The sequence below is a fragment of the Virgibacillus sp. CM-4 genome (genome assembly GCF_000445495.1).
Lineage (GTDB): Bacteria > Bacillota > Bacilli > Bacillales > Amphibacillaceae > Virgibacillus > Virgibacillus salexigens.
The window spans coordinates 606845-626626 of record NZ_AUQA01000006.1 but is presented as its reverse complement, the minus strand read 5'-3'; the positions used below and the strand labels follow the sequence as shown (position 1 = coordinate 626626).

General features: G+C 33.4%; 24 protein-coding genes. 20 read left to right on the top strand and 4 right to left on the bottom strand.

Features of this window, described 5'->3' with window-relative positions; genetic code table 11:
* The 5 genes from M948_RS36450 (at position 1) to M948_RS36430 (ending at position 5103) form a co-directional block, all read left to right on the top strand.
* Complete coding sequence (locus tag M948_RS36450) at positions 1-468, top strand: hypothetical protein (RefSeq protein ID WP_031335570.1); 468 nt, start codon at positions 1-3, stop codon at positions 466-468.
* A 537-nt stretch (positions 469-1005) separates the two neighbouring features.
* Positions 1006-2196, top strand: coding sequence for a Ger(x)C family spore germination protein (locus M948_RS36445; protein WP_021291466.1), 1191 nt, complete (start codon positions 1006-1008; stop codon positions 2194-2196).
* Positions 2197-2803: 607 nt separating this feature from the next.
* A complete protein-coding gene (locus M948_RS36440) occupies positions 2804-2998 on the top strand; it encodes a helix-turn-helix transcriptional regulator (protein ID WP_021291465.1) in 195 nt (64 codons plus the stop codon).
* Positions 2998-3441 carry a hypothetical protein gene (locus tag M948_RS42590; RefSeq protein WP_021291464.1) on the top strand — a complete coding sequence of 148 codons (444 nt, stop codon included), beginning with the start codon at positions 2998-3000 and terminating at the stop codon, positions 3439-3441. The genes M948_RS36440 and M948_RS42590 overlap by 1 nt, the downstream gene beginning before the upstream one ends.
* A gap of 732 nt (positions 3442-4173) precedes the next feature.
* Positions 4174-5103, top strand: a complete 930-nt coding sequence (locus tag M948_RS36430; RefSeq protein ID WP_021291462.1) for a hypothetical protein — start codon at positions 4174-4176, stop codon at positions 5101-5103.
* 79 nt (positions 5104-5182) lie between these two features.
* Here M948_RS36430 and M948_RS43260 read toward each other — a convergent pair whose 3' ends face one another.
* Positions 5183-5338 carry a hypothetical protein gene (locus M948_RS43260; RefSeq protein ID WP_021291461.1) on the bottom strand — a complete coding sequence of 52 codons (156 nt, stop codon included), beginning with the start codon at positions 5336-5338 and terminating at the stop codon, positions 5183-5185.
* A 122-nt stretch (positions 5339-5460) separates the two neighbouring features.
* On the bottom strand, positions 5461-5715 hold the full coding sequence (locus tag M948_RS36425) for a YolD-like family protein (RefSeq protein ID WP_021291460.1): 255 nt from the start codon (positions 5713-5715) through the stop codon (positions 5461-5463).
* Between the two features lie 213 nt (positions 5716-5928).
* Here M948_RS36425 and M948_RS43860 point away from each other — a divergent pair, with 213 nt between their 5' ends.
* Positions 5929-6051 (top strand): hypothetical protein, encoded by a 123-nt coding sequence (locus M948_RS43860; RefSeq protein ID WP_021291459.1) that lies wholly within the window; start codon positions 5929-5931, stop codon positions 6049-6051.
* Between the two features lie 147 nt (positions 6052-6198).
* Here M948_RS43860 and M948_RS36420 read toward each other — a convergent pair whose 3' ends face one another.
* Positions 6199-6654, bottom strand: a complete 456-nt coding sequence (locus M948_RS36420; protein WP_021291458.1) for a hypothetical protein — start codon at positions 6652-6654, stop codon at positions 6199-6201.
* 118 nt (positions 6655-6772) lie between these two features.
* A complete protein-coding gene (locus M948_RS36415; RefSeq protein ID WP_031335568.1) occupies positions 6773-7789 on the bottom strand; it encodes a DUF3231 family protein in 1017 nt (338 codons plus the stop codon).
* Positions 7790-8081: 292 nt separating this feature from the next.
* On the opposite strand from M948_RS36415, the gene M948_RS36410 reads away from it, so the two are divergent.
* The 14 genes from M948_RS36410 (at position 8082) to M948_RS36345 (ending at position 19717) form a co-directional block, all read left to right on the top strand.
* Positions 8082-8582: a DUF4825 domain-containing protein gene (locus M948_RS36410; RefSeq protein WP_021291456.1), complete on the top strand. Its 501-nt coding sequence runs from the start codon at positions 8082-8084 to the stop codon at positions 8580-8582.
* A gap of 160 nt (positions 8583-8742) precedes the next feature.
* Positions 8743-9615 (top strand): AraC family transcriptional regulator, encoded by an 873-nt coding sequence (locus M948_RS36405; protein WP_021291455.1) that lies wholly within the window; start codon positions 8743-8745, stop codon positions 9613-9615.
* 1335 nt (positions 9616-10950) lie between these two features.
* On the top strand, positions 10951-11118 hold the full coding sequence (locus M948_RS43255) for a hypothetical protein (RefSeq protein WP_021291452.1): 168 nt from the start codon (positions 10951-10953) through the stop codon (positions 11116-11118).
* An 824-nt stretch (positions 11119-11942) separates the two neighbouring features.
* Positions 11943-12761: a CPBP family intramembrane glutamic endopeptidase gene (locus M948_RS36390; protein WP_021291451.1), complete on the top strand. Its 819-nt coding sequence runs from the start codon at positions 11943-11945 to the stop codon at positions 12759-12761.
* Between the two features lie 230 nt (positions 12762-12991).
* Entirely contained in the window at positions 12992-13456 is a 465-nt protein-coding gene (locus M948_RS44025) for a YcxB family protein (RefSeq protein ID WP_021291450.1), read from the top strand.
* A 176-nt stretch (positions 13457-13632) separates the two neighbouring features.
* Positions 13633-13986, top strand: a complete 354-nt coding sequence (locus M948_RS36380; protein WP_021291449.1) for a hypothetical protein — start codon at positions 13633-13635, stop codon at positions 13984-13986.
* Between the two features lie 209 nt (positions 13987-14195).
* Positions 14196-15134, top strand: a complete 939-nt coding sequence (locus M948_RS36375; RefSeq protein WP_021291448.1) for a DUF4030 domain-containing protein — start codon at positions 14196-14198, stop codon at positions 15132-15134.
* A 367-nt stretch (positions 15135-15501) separates the two neighbouring features.
* Positions 15502-15921 carry a DUF6220 domain-containing protein gene (locus M948_RS36370; RefSeq protein WP_021291447.1) on the top strand — a complete coding sequence of 140 codons (420 nt, stop codon included), beginning with the start codon at positions 15502-15504 and terminating at the stop codon, positions 15919-15921.
* A gap of 1 nt (position 15922) precedes the next feature.
* Positions 15923-16120 (top strand): DUF5957 family protein, encoded by a 198-nt coding sequence (locus M948_RS36365; protein WP_021291446.1) that lies wholly within the window; start codon positions 15923-15925, stop codon positions 16118-16120.
* A 78-nt stretch (positions 16121-16198) separates the two neighbouring features.
* The gene (locus M948_RS36360) at positions 16199-17287 is read left to right on the top strand and encodes a sensor histidine kinase (protein ID WP_021291445.1); all 1089 of its coding nucleotides are present in this window, start codon (positions 16199-16201) and stop codon (positions 17285-17287) included.
* Complete coding sequence (locus M948_RS36355) at positions 17284-17970, top strand: response regulator transcription factor (RefSeq protein WP_021291444.1); 687 nt, start codon at positions 17284-17286, stop codon at positions 17968-17970. Before M948_RS36360 ends, M948_RS36355 begins: the two co-directional genes overlap by 4 nt.
* A 172-nt stretch (positions 17971-18142) precedes the next feature.
* Positions 18143-18685, top strand: a complete 543-nt coding sequence (locus tag M948_RS36350) for a hypothetical protein (protein ID WP_021291443.1) — start codon at positions 18143-18145, stop codon at positions 18683-18685.
* A gap of 54 nt (positions 18686-18739) precedes the next feature.
* A complete protein-coding gene (locus tag M948_RS43855; protein ID WP_021291442.1) occupies positions 18740-18862 on the top strand; it encodes a hypothetical protein in 123 nt (40 codons plus the stop codon).
* Positions 18863-19099: 237 nt separating this feature from the next.
* Positions 19100-19717 (top strand): DUF4352 domain-containing protein, encoded by a 618-nt coding sequence (locus M948_RS36345; protein WP_021291441.1) that lies wholly within the window; start codon positions 19100-19102, stop codon positions 19715-19717.
* The last annotated feature ends 65 nt before the right edge of the window (positions 19718-19782 follow it).

The following is a 19782-nucleotide window of genomic DNA, read 5'->3' as shown; positions in this document are numbered from 1 at the left end:
ATGAAAGAAAAAAGCCACAAATTGGAAGCATTATTATGGAGTGTTGCCCTTCCTGGGTTTGGACAAATCCTCAACAAAAAATATCTTAAAGGTATCTTATTGTTTCTTTTAGAAATTTTGGTCAATGTACAAGGAAATTTTAACGAGGTCATACTTCTAAGTTTTCATGGAGAAATTGAAGCAGCGATTCAACAAACCAATTACCATTGGATCATGTTTTATCCTTGTTTGTACTTTTTTGCTATGTGGGATGCCTATAAAGATGCAGGCGGTGGGAAAAAGCCATATTCTTCTTTACCATTTGTATTTTCAGCTTATTTTGTGGCCGTTGGAACCATATATTCGTCTAGGCTGACTTTATTTGGGCTGTTGTTGGGGCCAATTTGGCTTCCAATATTAAGTGTGATTCCGGGTTTGCTTTTGGGATTTCTATTACAATGGATTCTAAGGAAAAAGCTAATTACTTAAACGGTCAGCTTTTTTTAAAAAGAATTATATAAAAAAGAAATTTGAGAGTTGATAAACCAGAAAGAAAGTTTTAAAAAAACACTCTCTCGGCGGTTGTCCAAAGGTCTACTTATAGGAGCTAAAGTAGCCAGGAATGCTACTTAAATGCTTAAATGCCTTAAAGTGCCTAAAGTATCTCAATTCCCTTTAAAACAACCGATAACCACAAACGGTATCAGGACCAACTATGGAATAACGTGTAAGTTAGTCATTGATTAACACTTTGTAAGCTATCAATCCTCAAAATAAAATAAATACAATTAAACTTTAAATATTTTACTTCAATCCCCCCCTTTTAATGGGGGTGTTGGAATAATAATCGACTAGTTTTCTTTCTGGGTTATAAGCTCACATACTATTTTCTAATTAATTACCTTGCTGTCGTAACCATCAAATTAATAATTATATTTCCTTCATTTTAGGGAATTTCTAAGATAATAACTTATATATTTCTGAAATTATAAAGCCGATATAGCTTTAAGGAGTTAGTTAAATAAAATGAGGAAATACCACTACTTTGAATTTCTTCTTTTTATCTTAATTATTTTACCATTCTTATCTGGATGCTGGGATTGTGTAGAAATTGAAGATCGGGGCTTTGTTGTTGGTTCTGCCATAGATTTAGTAGATAAGAAATCGGATGGTACATATGAACTTATGCTCACAAATCAAGCAGTTGTTCCTTCTGGGGTAGGAACACCAATGGAAAGTAAAGGAAACCAAGAAGCTTATATGAATATATCAGCCACCGGAGGTAGTCTTTTTGAAATTACTCGAGAGATGTCTTCATTAACAAGCCAATCCCTATTTTTTGCCCATATAAAGTTACTTCTTCTTTCGGAAGACGTTGTAAAAGAACCGAGATTATTTGAAAATATCATGGATGTTCATCTTCGTGATCATGAAATGCGTCGAAATTTGAGGATAGTAGTTGTAGAAGGAGAAGCAAGGAAGGCTTTGAATATCAAACCCGAAAATGAAAAAATACCTGCTCTATATATCCATTCGTTGATGGATAACAATTATAAAAATTTCGGGGCATTAAAAACTATGCATATAGAAGATATTCATGAGAAACTATTAAGTGAAATAAGCTATGTTGTTCCAGAACTACACATATATAATAACAAATTTCTTCAGTATAAAGGAGCAGTTGTATTTCGGGGGATAAGTAATGAAATCGACTCTCTTTCAGAAGACGAAACAAAAGGCTTAGAATTTATGACGGAAAAGGATGAGGGTGGTGTCATAGAAGTAGAAGTAGATGGCCAAAAACTTACCGTTGAGATATCAAAAATAAATCAAACTATACAAATTAAGGATGAAAACAGAGAAAATCTTAGTGTTGAAGTAGCAATTAACATAGAAGGGGACGTTGGTGAAAGGTTTGGACAGGCAGAAAATGTTATGGATACATCATATTTAAAAAAAGTAGAAGAAGCAACTGCAAATAGGGTTAAAGAGCTAGCTGAAAAAACAATCGAAAAAGCCCAAAAAGATTTAAAGGTAGATATATTAGGGATTAGTGACATTCTTTATCAGAGACACTACGATCTTTGGAATGAGATAAAGGATAATTGGGTTAGAGGGGGAAACTCCTTTACGCAAAGTAATATACATGTATCTACAAATGCGGTCATTGAATCTGTTGGTTCGATACGTAAGGATAAAGCAACTGAAAGTGAATAATTTGTATAGGTTAGCTGCCTCTTTTTTTGGGTATGTTTACATTCTCTGAAGATCTAAAAAAATGACTAACCAAACAATGAAGCGATATATGCAAGGTACGGACTTTGAAGTGAATGATGCTATTTAAAGTCTGTATATTACAGACTTTTTTTATAAAGAAAATAGAAAAAATGGTAAAAAGTTCTTGTTAATTTATACTATTAATAGTATAAAAGGAGTATAGACAAGGAGGGAGTAAATGTTAGAAGGTCTTACAAAAATAACAGAAGCGATAGCAACGCTCATCACGGCTACCGCTTCACTAACGGACAAGACACTTTAAGCCCAATTCTTTCATAATACGTTGACCCGGGTGTGTTTATTTAAATTGGGTACTTCCTATCTGTTTAACTATTGGAACTTTTATAGGGGTATATTTACAAAATCAATCTTTTCACAAGCACTATCTGTAGCATTAGGTGCATTGGTATCTGGAATTGTGATTTCACTAATAATAAAAAATCAAAGGAGGTTGTAAAAACCTCTTTTTAATTTGACTTTTTTCACCAATGGTGTAATATATAAATTGCATATGTTAAATATATATTGCTCAAACGTAGGTGAACTTATGAAAAATAATGTGAAGATTGCTCGTATTAAAGCTTCTCTTAAGCAAGAACAATTAGCTTCGCAAACAGGAGTAACGCGACAGACGATTGGCTTAATTGAAAAAGGAACCTATAATCCAAGTCTTCAGTTATGCGTAGCAATAGCCAAGGCACTAAACAAAACGTTAGATGAATTATTTTGGGAGGTTGAATAATGGTGAAATCTTGGATACCATTTTTATTGCCAAAGGACGAATATAAAGAAAAGATGATGCTGTACTTTTATTCGGAAGGCGTAGTAATTCTATTGCTTTCACTTATCGGAATGATTATATACAGTAATTATTTCGATATGTCTGTCGTAAATGCTTTATTAATACCAATCGTCATTTCTCTATTCTATATCTTAGTAAGATACATCATAGCTGGTATTGAATATACTGATGTGGCAACTGATAAGCGCTATAAAAGAAAGTTAAAAGAAATAATGATGCGTATCCTCACGTTTTTTGTATTGATGTTCGTGTATTTAGCCATAGATGGATTTGATAAATGGCGCGGGGTTCTAGGACTAGTTGTTAGCATTGGTATCGTTTGGTTTTTTGCAAGTTTCATATCTTTAAACCGTTCTTATCGTAAAAATAGGGATTTATTATAATTAGGTTTTGGAAGTGAATTGTAAAACAATCGGGCGCGATTGTGGAACAAAAAGTTGATAAAAACTTAATCACTGCATATAATAAGAATAGAACAAACGTTCTTTGAGGTGATTCCATGAATGAGGAATTAAAACAGTTAGCAAAAGATTTCATCATTCTTCCCTTCGCAGTGAAGGTATTTGAACAGGATAAAATACTTAAGTATTGTTTATCAAAGTATGACCGTACTTCAACTTTCGTTATATCTTCTGCTTCCATAAAATATCTTCTCTTAATATTTTTTCTACATATTACCATAAATACGATATCTTAAGCCTACAGTTTCACAAGATTCTTTTAATTTTCCACTTCGTAAATCAGATATCGTATACCATATTAATATCGGATGATGCTTATAGTGAGTAAAGTAATATTGATTAAATATTACTTTACTCACTTCTTTATACTTCTTGATTTTATCTTTGTTAGTCGCCATTGTCTGTTGGGTGCGGAGTTGTCTGGTAAGGTAAAAACAAGATTCTTTTATGAATCCTTTCAAACTAAAACGAGAGATAAGTAATAGAAAAACATGGAAAAACTATAAAAGTTAAAAAATAGACATTTTTTTACCTTTATGGGAAAAATCCCTTCTTTTATCATTTTATGTATGCTAAACTTTCAGTGAACTTAATCGATTGGGGAGGGGGAAACGTTAAGGATTAAGTTTTAATTTAAACTTGGGGGAGTATACTATGGCTAAAAAAATCTTATTAAGTTCAGGACTTTTACTTGGTGTATTATTATTGTTTCAGACTTCTGTTTTTGCAGAGGAAGCAAAGTTAACTAATTCTCATGGAATTAATATTAGTGATGAAGAATATGAGAAATTAATAGATTTAGGTTTCTCTGATTTGACTATTAGAACTATGGAAGAAAGTGAATTTAATGAATTAATTGAACTGGACCCCGAATCAATGTCCAGAGATTCTAAATTCTTTGAAGTAAAAGATTCTAGTATAGAAACTAGCAATGCATTTATAAGTAGTAATCTTAAACCTAAAGTAACAGAACTTAGTAAAGAAGAGTACTTTAAAAGAGTAAAAGAACAAAAAAACAAGGTTACTACTTTCGACGATGAAGACTCTACGTCAACTAGCTACAGAAGGCTTATTACTCAAATAGAAAAGTACCCTTCTGGTATTAGGCTACATTCAAGATTTGTATGGGACATAATGCCCAAAACTCGTAGTATCGATGTTCTTAGTACTTCCATTGATGATTTATACACCCCGTTACCTGAATCAGAGTACGGGAAACAATCTTGGAAAACTATACATCCTATTGAAAACGTTGTTGATTACGGAAGTGCCAATTATAGCTCGTCAAGTTCCAAATGGAATAGACAAGGATCAGGTTATGGAGTAAAAATGAATTTGAAAAATTCCCATGCTGCAGAAGAGGTAATCGAATTAGAAGGATATGCTTATTTTTGGATTGCTAGAAGTTCTAGCACAAGACCAAACTTCATAAACGCTTATGGGAATTATTCTCACCAAGCAACTAGTACTGAGACTAATTTCTCGTATAGCCTTACATATGGGGCGCCATCTATAAGCTGGTCAGGTGTATCTAGTACTGATATAACTTCAATAACTACTCACGCACAAGATGATTATTACTAAAGATTCATTTTTTCTGTTATTAATGAAAATCTCCCTTATTTCTATACCAATAAGGGAGATTTTCATTTTATTTTAGTCCTTAATCTTTCTTTTCAATTTTTTTATAAACTTCTTTAAGTATTTCGTTTGTCTTTGATGCATCAATACCTCTTCTCACTGCTGTTTCAATAACAATATAAAGCACGAAATAAAAGATGATACTAAGAAATATAAGTAAACCTAAAGAAATTTCCATATTTACACCTCAAGTAAAGTTTAACTAAATCTACTTTAGCATATCTAATTCAATTATTAAATAATATATCAGAAACTATTACATCCTAACACTTCAAGATTAGATTGATATAAGTTTAGGCTCTAATCTATCCAGGCACCAGTTAAACTATCTAACGGTAATGTCTGATCGTCTATTGTTACGAATTGATTAAGTACACCTACACCTAACAGCTTACCTTTAATCTTATGGTAGACATGGTTCTTAAAATACTCTAACTCAATGGTAAGGTCATCTTTCAAGGCAAGTTGTAAAGCCAGGTTCATTTTTTCTTTTTGAAAATCAGAGATAATGGGCTTTTCTTTCCAGTCCTGCTGATCGTTAATTTCTTTTAACAATATGTTCAGCCATCATCATCGATGTCCATTTAATTGTTCCTCTGTCATTAACCATTAAGCACTTACCTTCCTTCTTACTACTCCTGCTGAAAGGATATTATCTAACTTAAATTTTCTAGATATTATCAATAAATCTGAATTTTTTAAGAATTTAAGATAACAATGCCACCTTCTTCTAACTTGTTTCGATAGTAGTTATAAGGGGGTGTTATTATGTATGAGGATTATTATGATGATAAATTTACTGATGCAGGAATGACGGAGATTATAATTAAGGATAAGCTATATGCAAAGGAATGGGATGTAATATGCGCTGAAAAATCTGGAGACATATAAACTTGTAACCCTTACTCCTATTCAAGAATAGGGCCAGTTTGTTGAATAAAAGAACAACTTAATTGTCACTGATTTTTCCGATATTTGGATTATAATTAAGAGAAAATAAGTTTATTTGTGTTAAACATTTCCACGGAAAAAAGCTGATTATGAGGTCAGCTTTTTTGTAAGTATTCTTTTTAATAATAATCCTACAAATAATCCCGGGAGTACGCTCAACATTGGAAGCCAAATAACTCCTAATAATTGACCGAATAACGATATTTTTGATGAATAGATCGTTCCCACCGTCACAAAATAAGCTGAAAAAACAAATGGTAAAAAGGCATAAGGCTCTTTTCCTCCACCTGCATCTTTATACGCATCCCACATCGCAAAAAAGTATAAACAAGGATAAAACATAAGCCACTGATAATTTGCCTGTTCAACTGCCATTTCCACGTTCCCCTGAAAACTTAAAATAATAACTTCGTTAAAATTTCCCAGTACATTAATCAAAAACTCTAATAAAATTAATACCAATCCTTTGATATACATTTTATTTAATAGTTGACCAAATCCCGGTAATGCGATGCTCCATAATAGGGATTCAACCGCTTTCAAATACTAACGTTTCCCTTGATATTTATCCGTGATCGATCTAAAAGGTTATTTTGTGCATTCATAGGAATAGGAACATAACGCATAATGTCACCTTCTTATTTATTTTTCCATTTTAAGTTCATCCTTTTTGTTTGTTCTTCGCTAATTTTTTAGAATCCTTTACTCCAGGTGGCTGTTCCAGCCAATTATGTTTAATCATGATATCTGCTCCGCTTTTGGCAAGCCGAGCAACTTCAAATGATAATCGCTCATAATTAATCATCAAATCACTTCGTTGGCTTGCAGATGCTGCAGTAGAATAATTCCCCATTCCCGCAGATACAAGCAAATCCATGTGAAACATCACTAATTTATCTGAAAAAGTCTGAGTTGTGGAGTCACTTAAATATACATTCGTCTGTGCAGATTCAATATTATCTTTCATAAGTGTATCTGCAAAAATTTTCAAATGCTTTTTTGAGATGTCTTTACTGCGAAGCATGAAATCCTGTACATCTTTTGATGGTGATGTTTGAGCAAATGCAATGCATAAGTGCATTCCTATTGAATTTGTTAGGACGTTCTGATACAAATGAGAAATCTCAACAGCATTTAATGGACGTTTATCACTGAAAGGGTTTAAGCCACTTAAATACTTTTTACTGTCAACATAGTCTGTTTCTTTGGGAACGTCAATATACGGGTGTCTGGAAACTATCCCCTTGGAAAGACCAGTTTCGAGTGATTGTTTATAAAGGTTACTGGTTTCATTTAACGCCTGTACAAAGTAGTTACATACATCATCCCGGTAACTCATCGAAACAAAACCGCCGTATATTAACATTCCCGCCTTCGCCATATGATTCACATACACCAAACAAAATATGTCTGAAAAAAGCCACGGTGCGTTCATATTCACATCTTGTTCGGTAAACCCATTTGGAATGGTGAATTGTTCATTTTCAAAAATAGCTGTTAATGTGTTCAAATGGTTAGACGAAAGATCATAGGCATGCTGTACAACAGATTTTATATCCGCATCTTGAATGTGCTCCAGCATAAAACCCAAAATACATTTCGACATGCTGTCATTCATATACCCAGTCCAAAGAGAACCAATTTCTGCGGATGTTAGGGGGATATTCCTTTCATTCACTTCGTTCATTAAGCAACCTCCTTGAGAATATGTCAGGATAAGTTTAGTATTCACATTAATACGGATTTTATAATGAATTACAGGTATAAAGAAACAATTTGAAGAGTGAGAGGCACTATAAAAACGAAGTAAAAAATTGTTCCGGAAAAGGGCGCGATTAACTAATAAGAATCGCCCCAAAATCAAATATAAGGGCCATTTTGCGGAATAACTTCTAGAGAAATTATAGGAATTTGAAATAATTATTGTTAAGCTAAAGAGCAGAAATAATGTTATGTGAGGGGGGATTGAAATGAAAAAAACAATAAGTTATATTTTCTTTTCGTTATTAATATTACTGTTCCTAAATGGTTGTGGTTCAAATAGTGGCGGAAACAATAATACAAGTGAGGATATATTTCAATACAAGGGATCTGTAATTGGAGATAACAGTGCAGTAACCAATATAATTGGGCAATTGCAACACAATGAGGAATTTCAAGAAGTTTCACTTGAAACAAAAGCAAAGCCCTATGGAATGACTTTAAAGTATGAAAACATTGAAGCAACAATGATAGAAAAGGAATATAAAGAAACAACAATTTATAATGCTACTTTCCTGTTTGCGTTAATTGATAATGCAGAATGGACTATCTTTAATTTTGGAGACCATACATATAAAATCACTAAATCAAAATTACAGGATTGGTACGGTAAAGAGTTAAATGAATTCACTAATGAAGAAGGATTGAAAACCTTTGTTCAAGAACAACTGAAAGATGAAAGTAAAGTAAATCAGCTTTTTACAAAATAGAATACTCGTTCAATAATCGGGCGCAGTTGCTGAAGAAGCACTGTGTCTGAATCGGGGCCATATTGCGGAAGAATAAGTTGACCCTGCATAAGTGTGCATGAAAAGTCGGATAGAATCTTTCACTTCTTGCTATTCTGTTGATGTAAGGGAGGTCATTAAAGTGAATTCACTTAAAAACATGAATGATGCTTTGAGCTTTATTGAAGAAAATCTTGCCAATAGAATTGACAGTCGTGAAGTAGCAAAGCGGGCATTATGTTCAGAGTATCATTTCAAACGAATGTTTTCGTTTCTGGCAGGTGTAACGTTGTCGGAGTATATTCGGAGAAGGCGTCTCACTCTTGCAGCTTTTGAGCTGAACAATAGCAATTTCAGGATTATTGATATCGCCATTAAATACGGATACAATTCTCCAGACTCTTTTACGAGGGCTTTTCATAGCCTTCATGGGATAACACCATCAGAAGCTAGAAATAATGGTCACACAATAAAAGCCTATCCACGAATGACCTTCCAGCTATCAATTAAAGGAGGAATTGCAATGGACTATCGAATTGAAGAAAAAGAGGCATTTAGCATCATTGGAATTAAAAAAAGAGTCCCTATTATTTTCAACGGAGTTAATCCAGAAATCGCCTCTATGTGGGAAAGTTTAGATGGTGAAGCGATAAATGAACTTAAAAAACTTTCTAATGTTGAACCTGTGGGACTGCTTAGTGGATCTGTAAACTTTTCAGAAGGTCGAATGGAAGAAAAAGGGGAACTTGATCATTATATCGGTGTTGCAACAACAAATGAATGTCCTAATAACTTTATCCAACTTGATGTTCCTGCTCTAACATGGGCTGTATTTGAATCTGTTGGACCATTTCCTGAAACATTACAGGATATCTGGGGGCGTATTTATTCCGAATGGTTCCCGTCTTCTAATTACGAGCAAGTAGAAGGTCCTGAAATTCTATGGAATGAAAATAAGAATACAAGCTCGCCGAAATTTAAGAGTGAAATATGGATACCGGTCACAGAAAAATAACAATAGGATATTCAACTATCGGGCGCGTTTGTGGCATAAAAAGAATGAGTCTAATTATTACTACCCAATCAAGTGGTATTAGTAACCGGCACGTACGCGCGTACATCGTGCCGGTATTTTTCATGCTTGCAGGTGTTACTCTTGGCGTAATTAAAAAAAGATGGATAGCGATTTGGAAAAAATTTGATACAATTTATGTGTGGTGCATGGAATACTTTGAATTCAACCATCAAGTTATTTAGATGAGGAAACAATAATTTTATAAAAATCCCTAAATTAATTACTGGAACTATTTAATCGTTTAAAAAGTTAATAACGACAGAAAGTGGTTAAAATGCAGGAATATTATTATGCAATAAAATTAAATGGTTTCTCTACAAAATAATATCAATAGAGGGATCAGTAAATTGGCGTCATTCAAGGATATTTTGGCAATATATTAAAGAAAGTGATAGATGGGCTCGTAGCTGATGTACCTATGTACAAAAACCTAGAACATTTAAAGGACAAATTGCTGTAACTTACTCTGACGGTGACTGCGGTAAATATGAAATTCTCATGAGAAACAGTAAGGCTGTCACATTCGGTGCCAATAAAGTAAATTTTAAGTACAGTGATAAACATTATATATTATACAAAAAGAGGTCATTGAAAAAAGGTTTGACTCTAACACCTGATCCAGCAAAACTATTTTAGGAGAAAAATTAATAGCTGATTGAAATATACAAGTTGGCGAGCAAAAAATACTTGAAATTTTTCATGCTATTCTTTTCTATACGCAACAAAGGAGGAATGCAATGTTCTCTAGCGTCAATATCGTATATAAGGATCATTTTGCGGAAAAGAGAGGGAAAATATGAACTGGACAATCGGAGTTAAGATGTGGATTGGTATTTTATTTTTTGTTGTTTTATCTGCTGTTGTTTTCTATTCTACCTATGTCGTGGAGCAAAAAAGTCTAATTGTATCCTTATTTGGATTCTTCTTTGTGTTAGTTTTGGGTATATTTGCTTTGATGTTGGATCGTTCGCCCAAATGGAAAAATTATAATTTATTGTTGAGGACAGCAATAGTCTTACTTTTGGTGAACATCACATTTTTTATAATAGATTTCGTTTTATTTTCTGGAGGTTTATCCAATTTTCTTATTTCTTCAATAACCTTCACAGTGGTTTATTCCGGTGTGATGTTTTTTAGGTATAAGCGTGGGTTGGAATAAAACGCCACTTAAAAGTCTTCTAATCTTTAAACCAATCTTCTTCAAATCAGGTGCTATTCTTAATATAGAGATGCGTTTAAATTGCTTATAAAGACTAGTTTATGGAGGGATTAGTGATGAAGCTAAAGCGTTTTTTGCTGGCTTTTGTGGCAGGATATCTTTTATGTATGTTAATTGTATATCTTGTTTTTGATTTCATTTCTTTAGGTTTTGCTCTGGGTTCTGTATTAAGTATAGTTTTATTTGCGATTATAATAACCGCATTAAAAAAAAGAACGAAATAAAGAAACAATCGGAAGCAAGAGTGTGAGAAGATTTTGTGTAGGATAACACTACATGAAATAATTCGGGGTGATAATATGGGCTTTTATCAAAATTGAAAAAACACTTGTGGTACTTGTGAAGAAATTAAACTTGATGAGTTCATGGCAGCAATCGCAAAATCGCCGGAAAAGGGTGCTCTGGAATAACAGAGTCGATCACTAATTAATGGGTGGAATCCACAAATGGGAGTATTTATTGTGAAATTTGCTTTACAAACAAATATAAACAAATTTAAGTTACTTCGATAATCTTTCAGCTATTGAGCGAAATCTGGAATAGAAATTGAACAATAGGATCAGTTAGTGGAAGAAATAGCAAAAGGATAAAAATATTAAATATTAGGATTGATATAGTTGAGTAAGAAGGCATTTCATTATATAACATTATTATTTTGCTTTTATTATTGTCGTATATCGTATTAGGCTTATTCGGGACTGGAATGAGTGAAGGGGGAATTGGCTCCGAGATGTATATGCTACTGAAGTTTCTTTCGCATCTTAGTCATCTTTTATATTATTCAATTTAAATACCCCAAAAAGACTTGGCGATTTCTTGGTTTCTCATTATGGTAAAATTTTTATGTTCTTGGGCAACAGATCTTGGTGCAAAGGTTGGTCTAATGATTGCATAACAATCGGGCCAGGTTTTGGAATATGAAGCTTGATATTTATGTTAAGATCATAGTTACATTGTGAGACATGAACTTAAACTAACGAGGAAGGATTGCGAAAGGAGAATTGAATATTAGGAAATTAAAATCTAAAGGGTGAGAGCGGAGAGGAAAGTGAATTGGGTGAAAAATTATAAAATGAAAGACATAATAATAAGGATTGCTGCAGTGTCGGCTTCAAGTATTATCATTTGGAATTTTATAACCTATCTTAGTGATACGTTTATGGCTCAACAATATAGTCCTCTTAGCCACTTCATAATTGCTCTAATCACAACTGTTTTAACCGTTATTCTCTTACAGATTGCACTAAAAACTGACAAAACTTCATGGAACCAACTTGGGCAGTTAACTGTTAGAACAAATATTTTTTCATTTCTTCTTGGTTTTTTTCTCTGGACAATTCCTGCATTTATTGGCTTATATATTTGCTTAATGCTTGGGTGGGTTGAAATAAAAGTTTATACAGATTTGAGTTACCTATTGATGAGTATTTTGATTTTATTCATAACTGTATTTTTTTTAGAAGCCTTGCCTGAAGAACTTGTTTTTAGGGGATATATCTATCGTTACTTAAATGCGTTATTCCCTCATTGGGGGACAATCATCTTACAAGCTTTGTTGTTTTCCTTATTTGCCTCTTTTATAGGGGCGATGTATTCTGTTGAACAGCTTCAATTTATCCCAGGTTTTGCAATTATTTTAGGTGTGTTTAGGGCTGTATCTAGAAGTGTGTGGACATCAATTGGATTTCATGCTGCAATTATGACAGCAACACAAATTTTAGGACCTATTCACGGACATTTTGATGTGAGTGGGATGTTCACACTTCAATTTTTATCATTTATTTTGCTACCAAGTGTTGTTGGAGCGACTGTATTGTCATTTATTTATTCAAACCACAATTGGAAAAGAAAAGTACCTTTTAATTAAAAACAAAATGGATTTCTTCAACAAAGGGCGCGTTAACGCAATTAGGCTATGGAATTATTTTGAAAAGGGAGATATAGTTTGTTATTGTGGATACTTATTATTAAGAATAAAACCATGATAGAGAGGCAGAGAAGTAAATGGAAAGAGAAAATGCAGAGATCTTGTTAACGGGGAACATTACATATGAGGATTTTAAACTGCATAATGCTTAACATATAAGAAAATATCTTATGGGGAATTTTATATTTCAGGTAATCATATTAAGTGCTATAATTGTCTTACTTTTTTATAAAATAGGGATTTTCTTATCTTTCTTATTTGGGTATTCAATTTTCGTGGCTTGGATTACTATAATATTATCTTCTCTTACAGCTTCTTTTATTACGGTTCCGTTAATATTGATACTTAAATTCATACTACGGATAAGAGTTCGTAAAGAATTTCAAAGCGATACACAAATAAGACACGATCTTTCTTATTTGATTAGTGAACAAAGAATTCATCAGAAAAGAGGAAGTTCGAATACATATTTTGAATGGGGAGATATTTTTAAAGCATACGAACATAAGAAAATGTTTCGTTTATATGTTTCTAGGAATAAAGCCATTCTTTTACCTAAGAGATTTTTTAAGACTAATAAAGACATCGAATTATTAAAAAATATGGTCCATAAAAATTTAGACATAGAAGTGTAATAATGAAATTAGTCTTTCATTAAAGGGCGCGAATCAGGAATAATCTTGGAAAAATTAGGGGTGTTTTTATTAAATATTTAGTTTCAATTCTAATCCTTTTTGCAATTATATTAAGTGCCTGTTCTGATAATGAAAAAGTTAAACAAGTAAAGGATAAAGATTTATCGGGGTCGTTATTGATTCAAAAATCGGTAAATAATTCATCATCTGAAGAATTGACTAAAATGGTGAATGAAAAACAAAAGATAAAACAAATATTAACTATTATAGAGGGACTTAAGGTAAAAAGAACAACTTCTGAGAAGGTATTTGAGAAAATGAAAACACAGGATAATTATACGTTTGCCTTTTCTGAAGGCAAAGAATTAAAAGTAGGTAAGAAAGCTTCGTATGCTTTTTACGTATTAGAAGATGGAACCTTTATATTTCCATATAGTGATGTTAATTCACTACAAGAACCTCTAATTACGATTAAAAAACACAAAGAACTATTAGGTGAAATAAAAGAGCTAAGTGAAGTAGATTTCTAGAAAATGTTTACTATCCTCTCAAAGTTAAATCGTAGCTGAAGGACATCAGGCAAATAATACTGTACCTTCTTATAAACGGATTTTACGAGTTACCATAGGTGTACCGCAATAGCCTGCATATCTGGAATCGAAATAGAACCTCCGAATAAATCGTTAACTAAGGGTAAATATAACTATAAATAAAGTGAATGTACCTAGGAGGTCTACGGTTGAATAAACGAATTGTTAGGAAAATAACAGTGCTGCTGTTAATAGGCTTCGTTGGTCTTGACTTTACCGGATTCAGTGAAGTTACGTCAGCAAAAGTTAAAGGCAGTTCAAATCAATTAATTACCCATTATGAAATGATTAACGAAAACATCAAATTGGAAAATGCTATACACGACTCTTTAAAAGAGGTATTTAAGAAAAAAGGCTTTCCAGATGGCCGTGAATTAACCATTTCCCATGCCCAAAAAGAAATTATTTTTGTATATAGGCCTTATGCCAAGAGTGATTTAAATTATTTATATGACCTTAAACAACGTATTGAACAGGTCCTGAAATCAAAAAAATATAAGGGTTATGATGTTAAAGTTCTTGCTTATGCCAATGACACCAATGTGACAGAAAGGTTAAAACGAGAGCAAAAAATGATGAAGGAAGTTGCACAGAAAATGGAACAGATCCATCAAATACAGGTTCACGCAGGAGGTGGGATTACATCCACCGATGGCCGCCATGAAACACTTAATTTGTCTTTTTATAAAAAACATAAAAAGATTAAGGACCCTCAAAAGATTAACAACTATCATAAAGAATTTATCAAGCTTGCTGAAGAAAAAGGGCTTAATGTTAAGGACTTCCCAACATATTTTACTGATGGTATAAAACGAAACTGGGAGTTGAAAATTATTCCAGCCATCAACCAGGGATTGAAGGATATAGAAGGTCTTCAAATTACGTCTACGACCGTATTAACTCCTAATGATCCTGTCTTTATTAATACCTCGATAAACAGCTCAGATCCAAGTGCCAAGGAAATTGGAGAACATATTGAGAAGCTCGTGAAAGGATTATTTCAATACGACAATGTAAGAAAATCGTTTCCCGGCACTCAAAAAATTTATGTTATAAGTGAAGATAATAAGAAAATAAATGAAGGGTAATTAAACGGGCGCAAGATTAGAATAAAGAGGTGAAAAGACTCAAAAAATTTTGTCACTATTTGATAAAATAGCGCAGCATAATAAAGCTTATTCTTTAGGTAGAAGTAGTCTTATACGCCCCATTATTAAAATGATTTCTCGATCACCATAATGCTTAGTAATTTATTCATATAGGAATATTTGGTTGAATGGAAAGAACGGAAAAGAGTATTAGTGTAATGAAACCAACGGTAGCTCCAAATGAGCTACCGTTATTTTAGTTGAAATATCCTGTTTTTATTTAAGAATTATTTAAGAATTACCTAAGAGTGATTTTATATTTGGTTTGTATGATTGATACAGTGTTCAAATACAGGGAGGAAACAATTTGCGAAAAATAAATCAGAGAGTTCGTATAGGTAGGATTGTCTACCTTGTATTAGCCATTATTTTTACATTAAGTGTAGTCACTCAAATCTTTTTGGCAGGCATGGCTATTTTTATAAGTCCGGCGAATTGGATGAAGCATATGACATTCGTTCACTTATTTGGATTTAATATACCGGTTTTCATGTTGGTCTTTGCATTTATCGGTGCCTTACCACACTGGGCGTATTGGCAAGTGTTAGGGATTCTAATTTCGATGTTCCTAATGTATTTCACCGCGAATATTTCAGCTAACTTACCATTGTTAGGTGCGATGCATCCCGTTTTTGGTGTTCTATTTTTTGTAATGTCCTACTCAATGGTTTCAAAAGTATGGAAATTCACATTCGATAACAAAAATAATCTGAAGGGAAAGGCGTAATATGAGAATATTTCTAGGAATACTTGTCGGCTTAATCGGAGGATTTGTTCTTGGAATTGCGTTATCAAGTTTTATTGGAGTATTGGGAATGATATTATTTAACGAACCAATTGGTATTAAGTATCTTTCGTATTTTACGACCATTATTTGTGCAGTTATCGTACCGATTATTGACAAAAAACAATCTGAAATTAAATAAGTGATATGCTAAACTCATCTTAACGACTAGTTTAAATTCATAGTTGATAGTAACAGTAAATGTAAGTAGGTGAAGGTCATGTCCATTAAGCAACGATTAATATTATCTAACATAGGGATGGTGATGCTTCCGATTGTTGGGTTTTTATTAGTAGAAATAGTATTAGGATACGTTATGTTTGTTATTCTTAATGGCAGCATAGAAGGTTCGGATTTACAGTTATTTTTTAATTTGCGATTGATTTCGATTGTACTCATTTTGATTGTTACGAATGGTTTACTGACGTATTACGTGTCCAGGAGTATTATTATACCGATAAAGCAACTAATCTTTTCGGCGAGGAAGATTAGTGAAGGCGATTTGGAATATAGAATTGTAACTAATAAGAAAGATGAGCTTGGTGAGCTTTCCAATACGTTTGAATTGATGAGGTTAAGGATAAAACAGGCAAAAGAGAATCAAGCAAGGTATGAACGCAACCGCCAGGAGCTGATTGCGAGTATTTCACATGATTTATCGACGCCATTAACATCGATAAAAGGCTACGTAAAAGGAATTCAGGATGGAGTTGCAAATAACCCGGAGAAACTGGAACGGTATATGGATATCATTTATAAAACGGCTAACGATATGGATGGTCTTATCGATAATTTATTTCGATATTCCAAATTAGATATCGAACAAATCCCGTTTACGTTTGAAGAAGTAGACTTATATTCTTTTTTCACAGATTTTATTGATGAATTGGCTTTTGACCTGGAAAAAGAAGAGGGGATAGCTGCTCTGAGGGCTGATAAAAATGATGATTATATCGTGAAAGCAGATCGTGAGCAATTAAGGCGGATCGTGACCAATATTGTTCAAAACAGCCTGAAATATATGGATAAAGAGTATAAGAAGATTGGGGTCTACTTAAAATCTGAGTCCCGACAGGTCAAAGTTGAGATTAATGATAATGGAAGCGGGATCGCTAAGCAAGATGTTCCCCGTATTTTCGAAAGCTTTTATCGAACAGACACTTCAAGAAATTCCTCTACAGGGGGCAGTGGACTTGGGTTAGCGATTGTTAAAAAAATAATCGAAGAACATGGTGGTAAGGTTTGGGCTGAAAGCGATCAAGGGGAAGGGACAAGTATTTATTTTACACTTAGGAAGGTGTCGTCTTGAAAAAGATTCTAATCATTGAGGACGAAATGCATATTGCTGAATTGGAAAGAGATTATTTAGAAGTAAATGGATATTTCTCTGATATTGCAACTACTGGTGAAGAAGGAATAAAACTAGCTTTACAAAACAATTACGACCTTATTATCCTGGACTTATTGCTGCCAGGTGTTAATGGTTTTGACATTTGCAGACAATTGCGAGATTGCTTGGATATTCCTATTTTAATGGTCACTGCACGAAAAGAAGATATTAATAAAATACGCGGATTTGATCGTGGTGCTGATGATTATATCCAGAAGCCTTTTAATCCTAGTGAACTTGTCGCTAGGGTGAAAGCCCATTTGTCCAGATACGAACGGCTCGTTGGAAAGAATCATGAACCAAATGAAATTCGTATAAAAGGTCTGCACATCGATTTGAATTCACGTAGGCTTTTTGTTAACGAAGAGGAAAAAGAGTTACGTGCGAAAGAGTTTGATTTATTAATATTGTTTGCTTCAAATCCAGACCGCGTGTTTGCGAAAGAAGAATTATTTGAACGGATTTGGGGGATCGACTCATTCGGAGATATTACAACTGTAACCGTCCATATCAGAAAATTAAGGGAGAAAGTAGAGGAAGATCCCTCCAATCCAAAGTATATACAAACAATATGGGGAGTAGGCTACCGGTTTAAAAAATAAATAAGGAATTATAAGAGCGAAGTTCATCGAGAGCTTCGTTTTTTTATACCTAAAATGAATTAAGGATTCGTTAAGAATTGTATAAGAAGAATTTAAGCTTTATTGATTATGATGGTTTTAGAAAAATAACAAAGGGACACATCCTTGAGTCTCAAATAAAGGAGCTTTGATTATGTTAATAAAATTTACGTTTGGAACAGTACTAGTCCACCTCTGGGTTCAATGGCTTTTGTTGGGAAGTATTTTGGTGGATACGTTCTTGTTGTATCCGAATATTTTTCATAACATTCCCAAGTCGTTGGAGCTCGGAATGGAATTTATGGCAGTGGCAAGCCCGCATACCTATTTTCCACCCTTAGGAGCAGCAAGTATTTTAACAGGAATTCTGGCGTTGATGCTAGCCTGGAAGACCGAGTCAGTCCGATATTGGATTTTATTCAGTATCCTTATGATTGTGTTAGAAGGAGCGACATCCATTGTATTTGCATGGTCACGTAACGAGATTCTGTTCATCGAAGGGGTAGATGTTCATTCTGTTGAATTCTTAAAACGAACAGCACAAGAATTCCTTATCGTTCACGGATTCCGCGTTGCCTATAACATCATCGGTTCCATTTTAATGTTTGTCGGATTTATCAAATACTACAAACACAATTTTATATCTAAAGAGGCGGTTAAGGGAAATGTTTTATATTGGACAGGTAATAGGTTATAATAAAAGTAAATCAGAGAGATGTTTGTCTTGTCATGATAAATAGGAGGATGAACCATGTCAAAATTGACGAAGGTTGTAAAATTGCTGAACAACCCCAAAGTGAAAAAAGCAGTTAAAGAAAAAGGTGTACCGATGATTAAAAAGGAAATTGAAAAGAGGAAAAATAGATCGAAGTAAGGCGATCGCAGATTGTTGCGGTTGTCTTTTTTGTGGGGAAAATTAGCGTCGTTAAGGGCGCTATAAAACAGGTCCGATTTTGAGAATCTTGGTTTGACTATGCCACAAACGATGCTTTTCTGGAATAAGAACTTGATCAATCGGGCTAAGTTTTGGAATAGGCTTAGGGTTTAAAATACATATTTATCTGATTTTATGTTAAATTTTGGATAAATACTTTTTTATCAAGGTGGTTGTATGAAGAAAAAAATATTTGGACTCTCATGTATAGGTATCATAATTATGGGATTATTTTTGGTTAATGGAATGATTAGTACATCAGAAAATGAATCCAACGTAACGAAAGCAAAAGAAGAAAATAACATGGATAACAAAATGAACGAAGATAATGAACAAGGGCCAGCAACAAAACCTTACGGTGATCAAGAGCGTATGGAACGATTAGAAAAGGGGATTATGTTGTATGGTGAAGGATCTAAAGGTGGTTATTATGGCACAACAGTAAATAGTGCTTATTCTGAAAAAATAAAACCAGAAGAATCAACATCTAACAATAATTATTCTGTCGTTGTTAGTTTTACTGTGAAAAATGTTCGTGATGATGGGAAGACAGTTAACCCTTCGGAATTACAGTTTGAATTGCGTGAAGAACCAGGGGACAAATCTTATGAAGGACAAGTTCTTCCTGACAAAAACGCTTTAAACGTTCAAATCGAACCAAACGAATCAGTGACATTGGATGTTTCTTTTGAAGTTCCAAATGTTGCAGATGAATACATGTTTTATGTTGTAAGTTCTATTGACCCTACCGATGTACACTGGAAAGTTAATGATTTAACATCAAGCACAAATTAATAATAAGTAGTAAAAAGGCTCTTTTCAGGGATCACCACCAGGAAAAGTCTTTTTTATTGCTTATA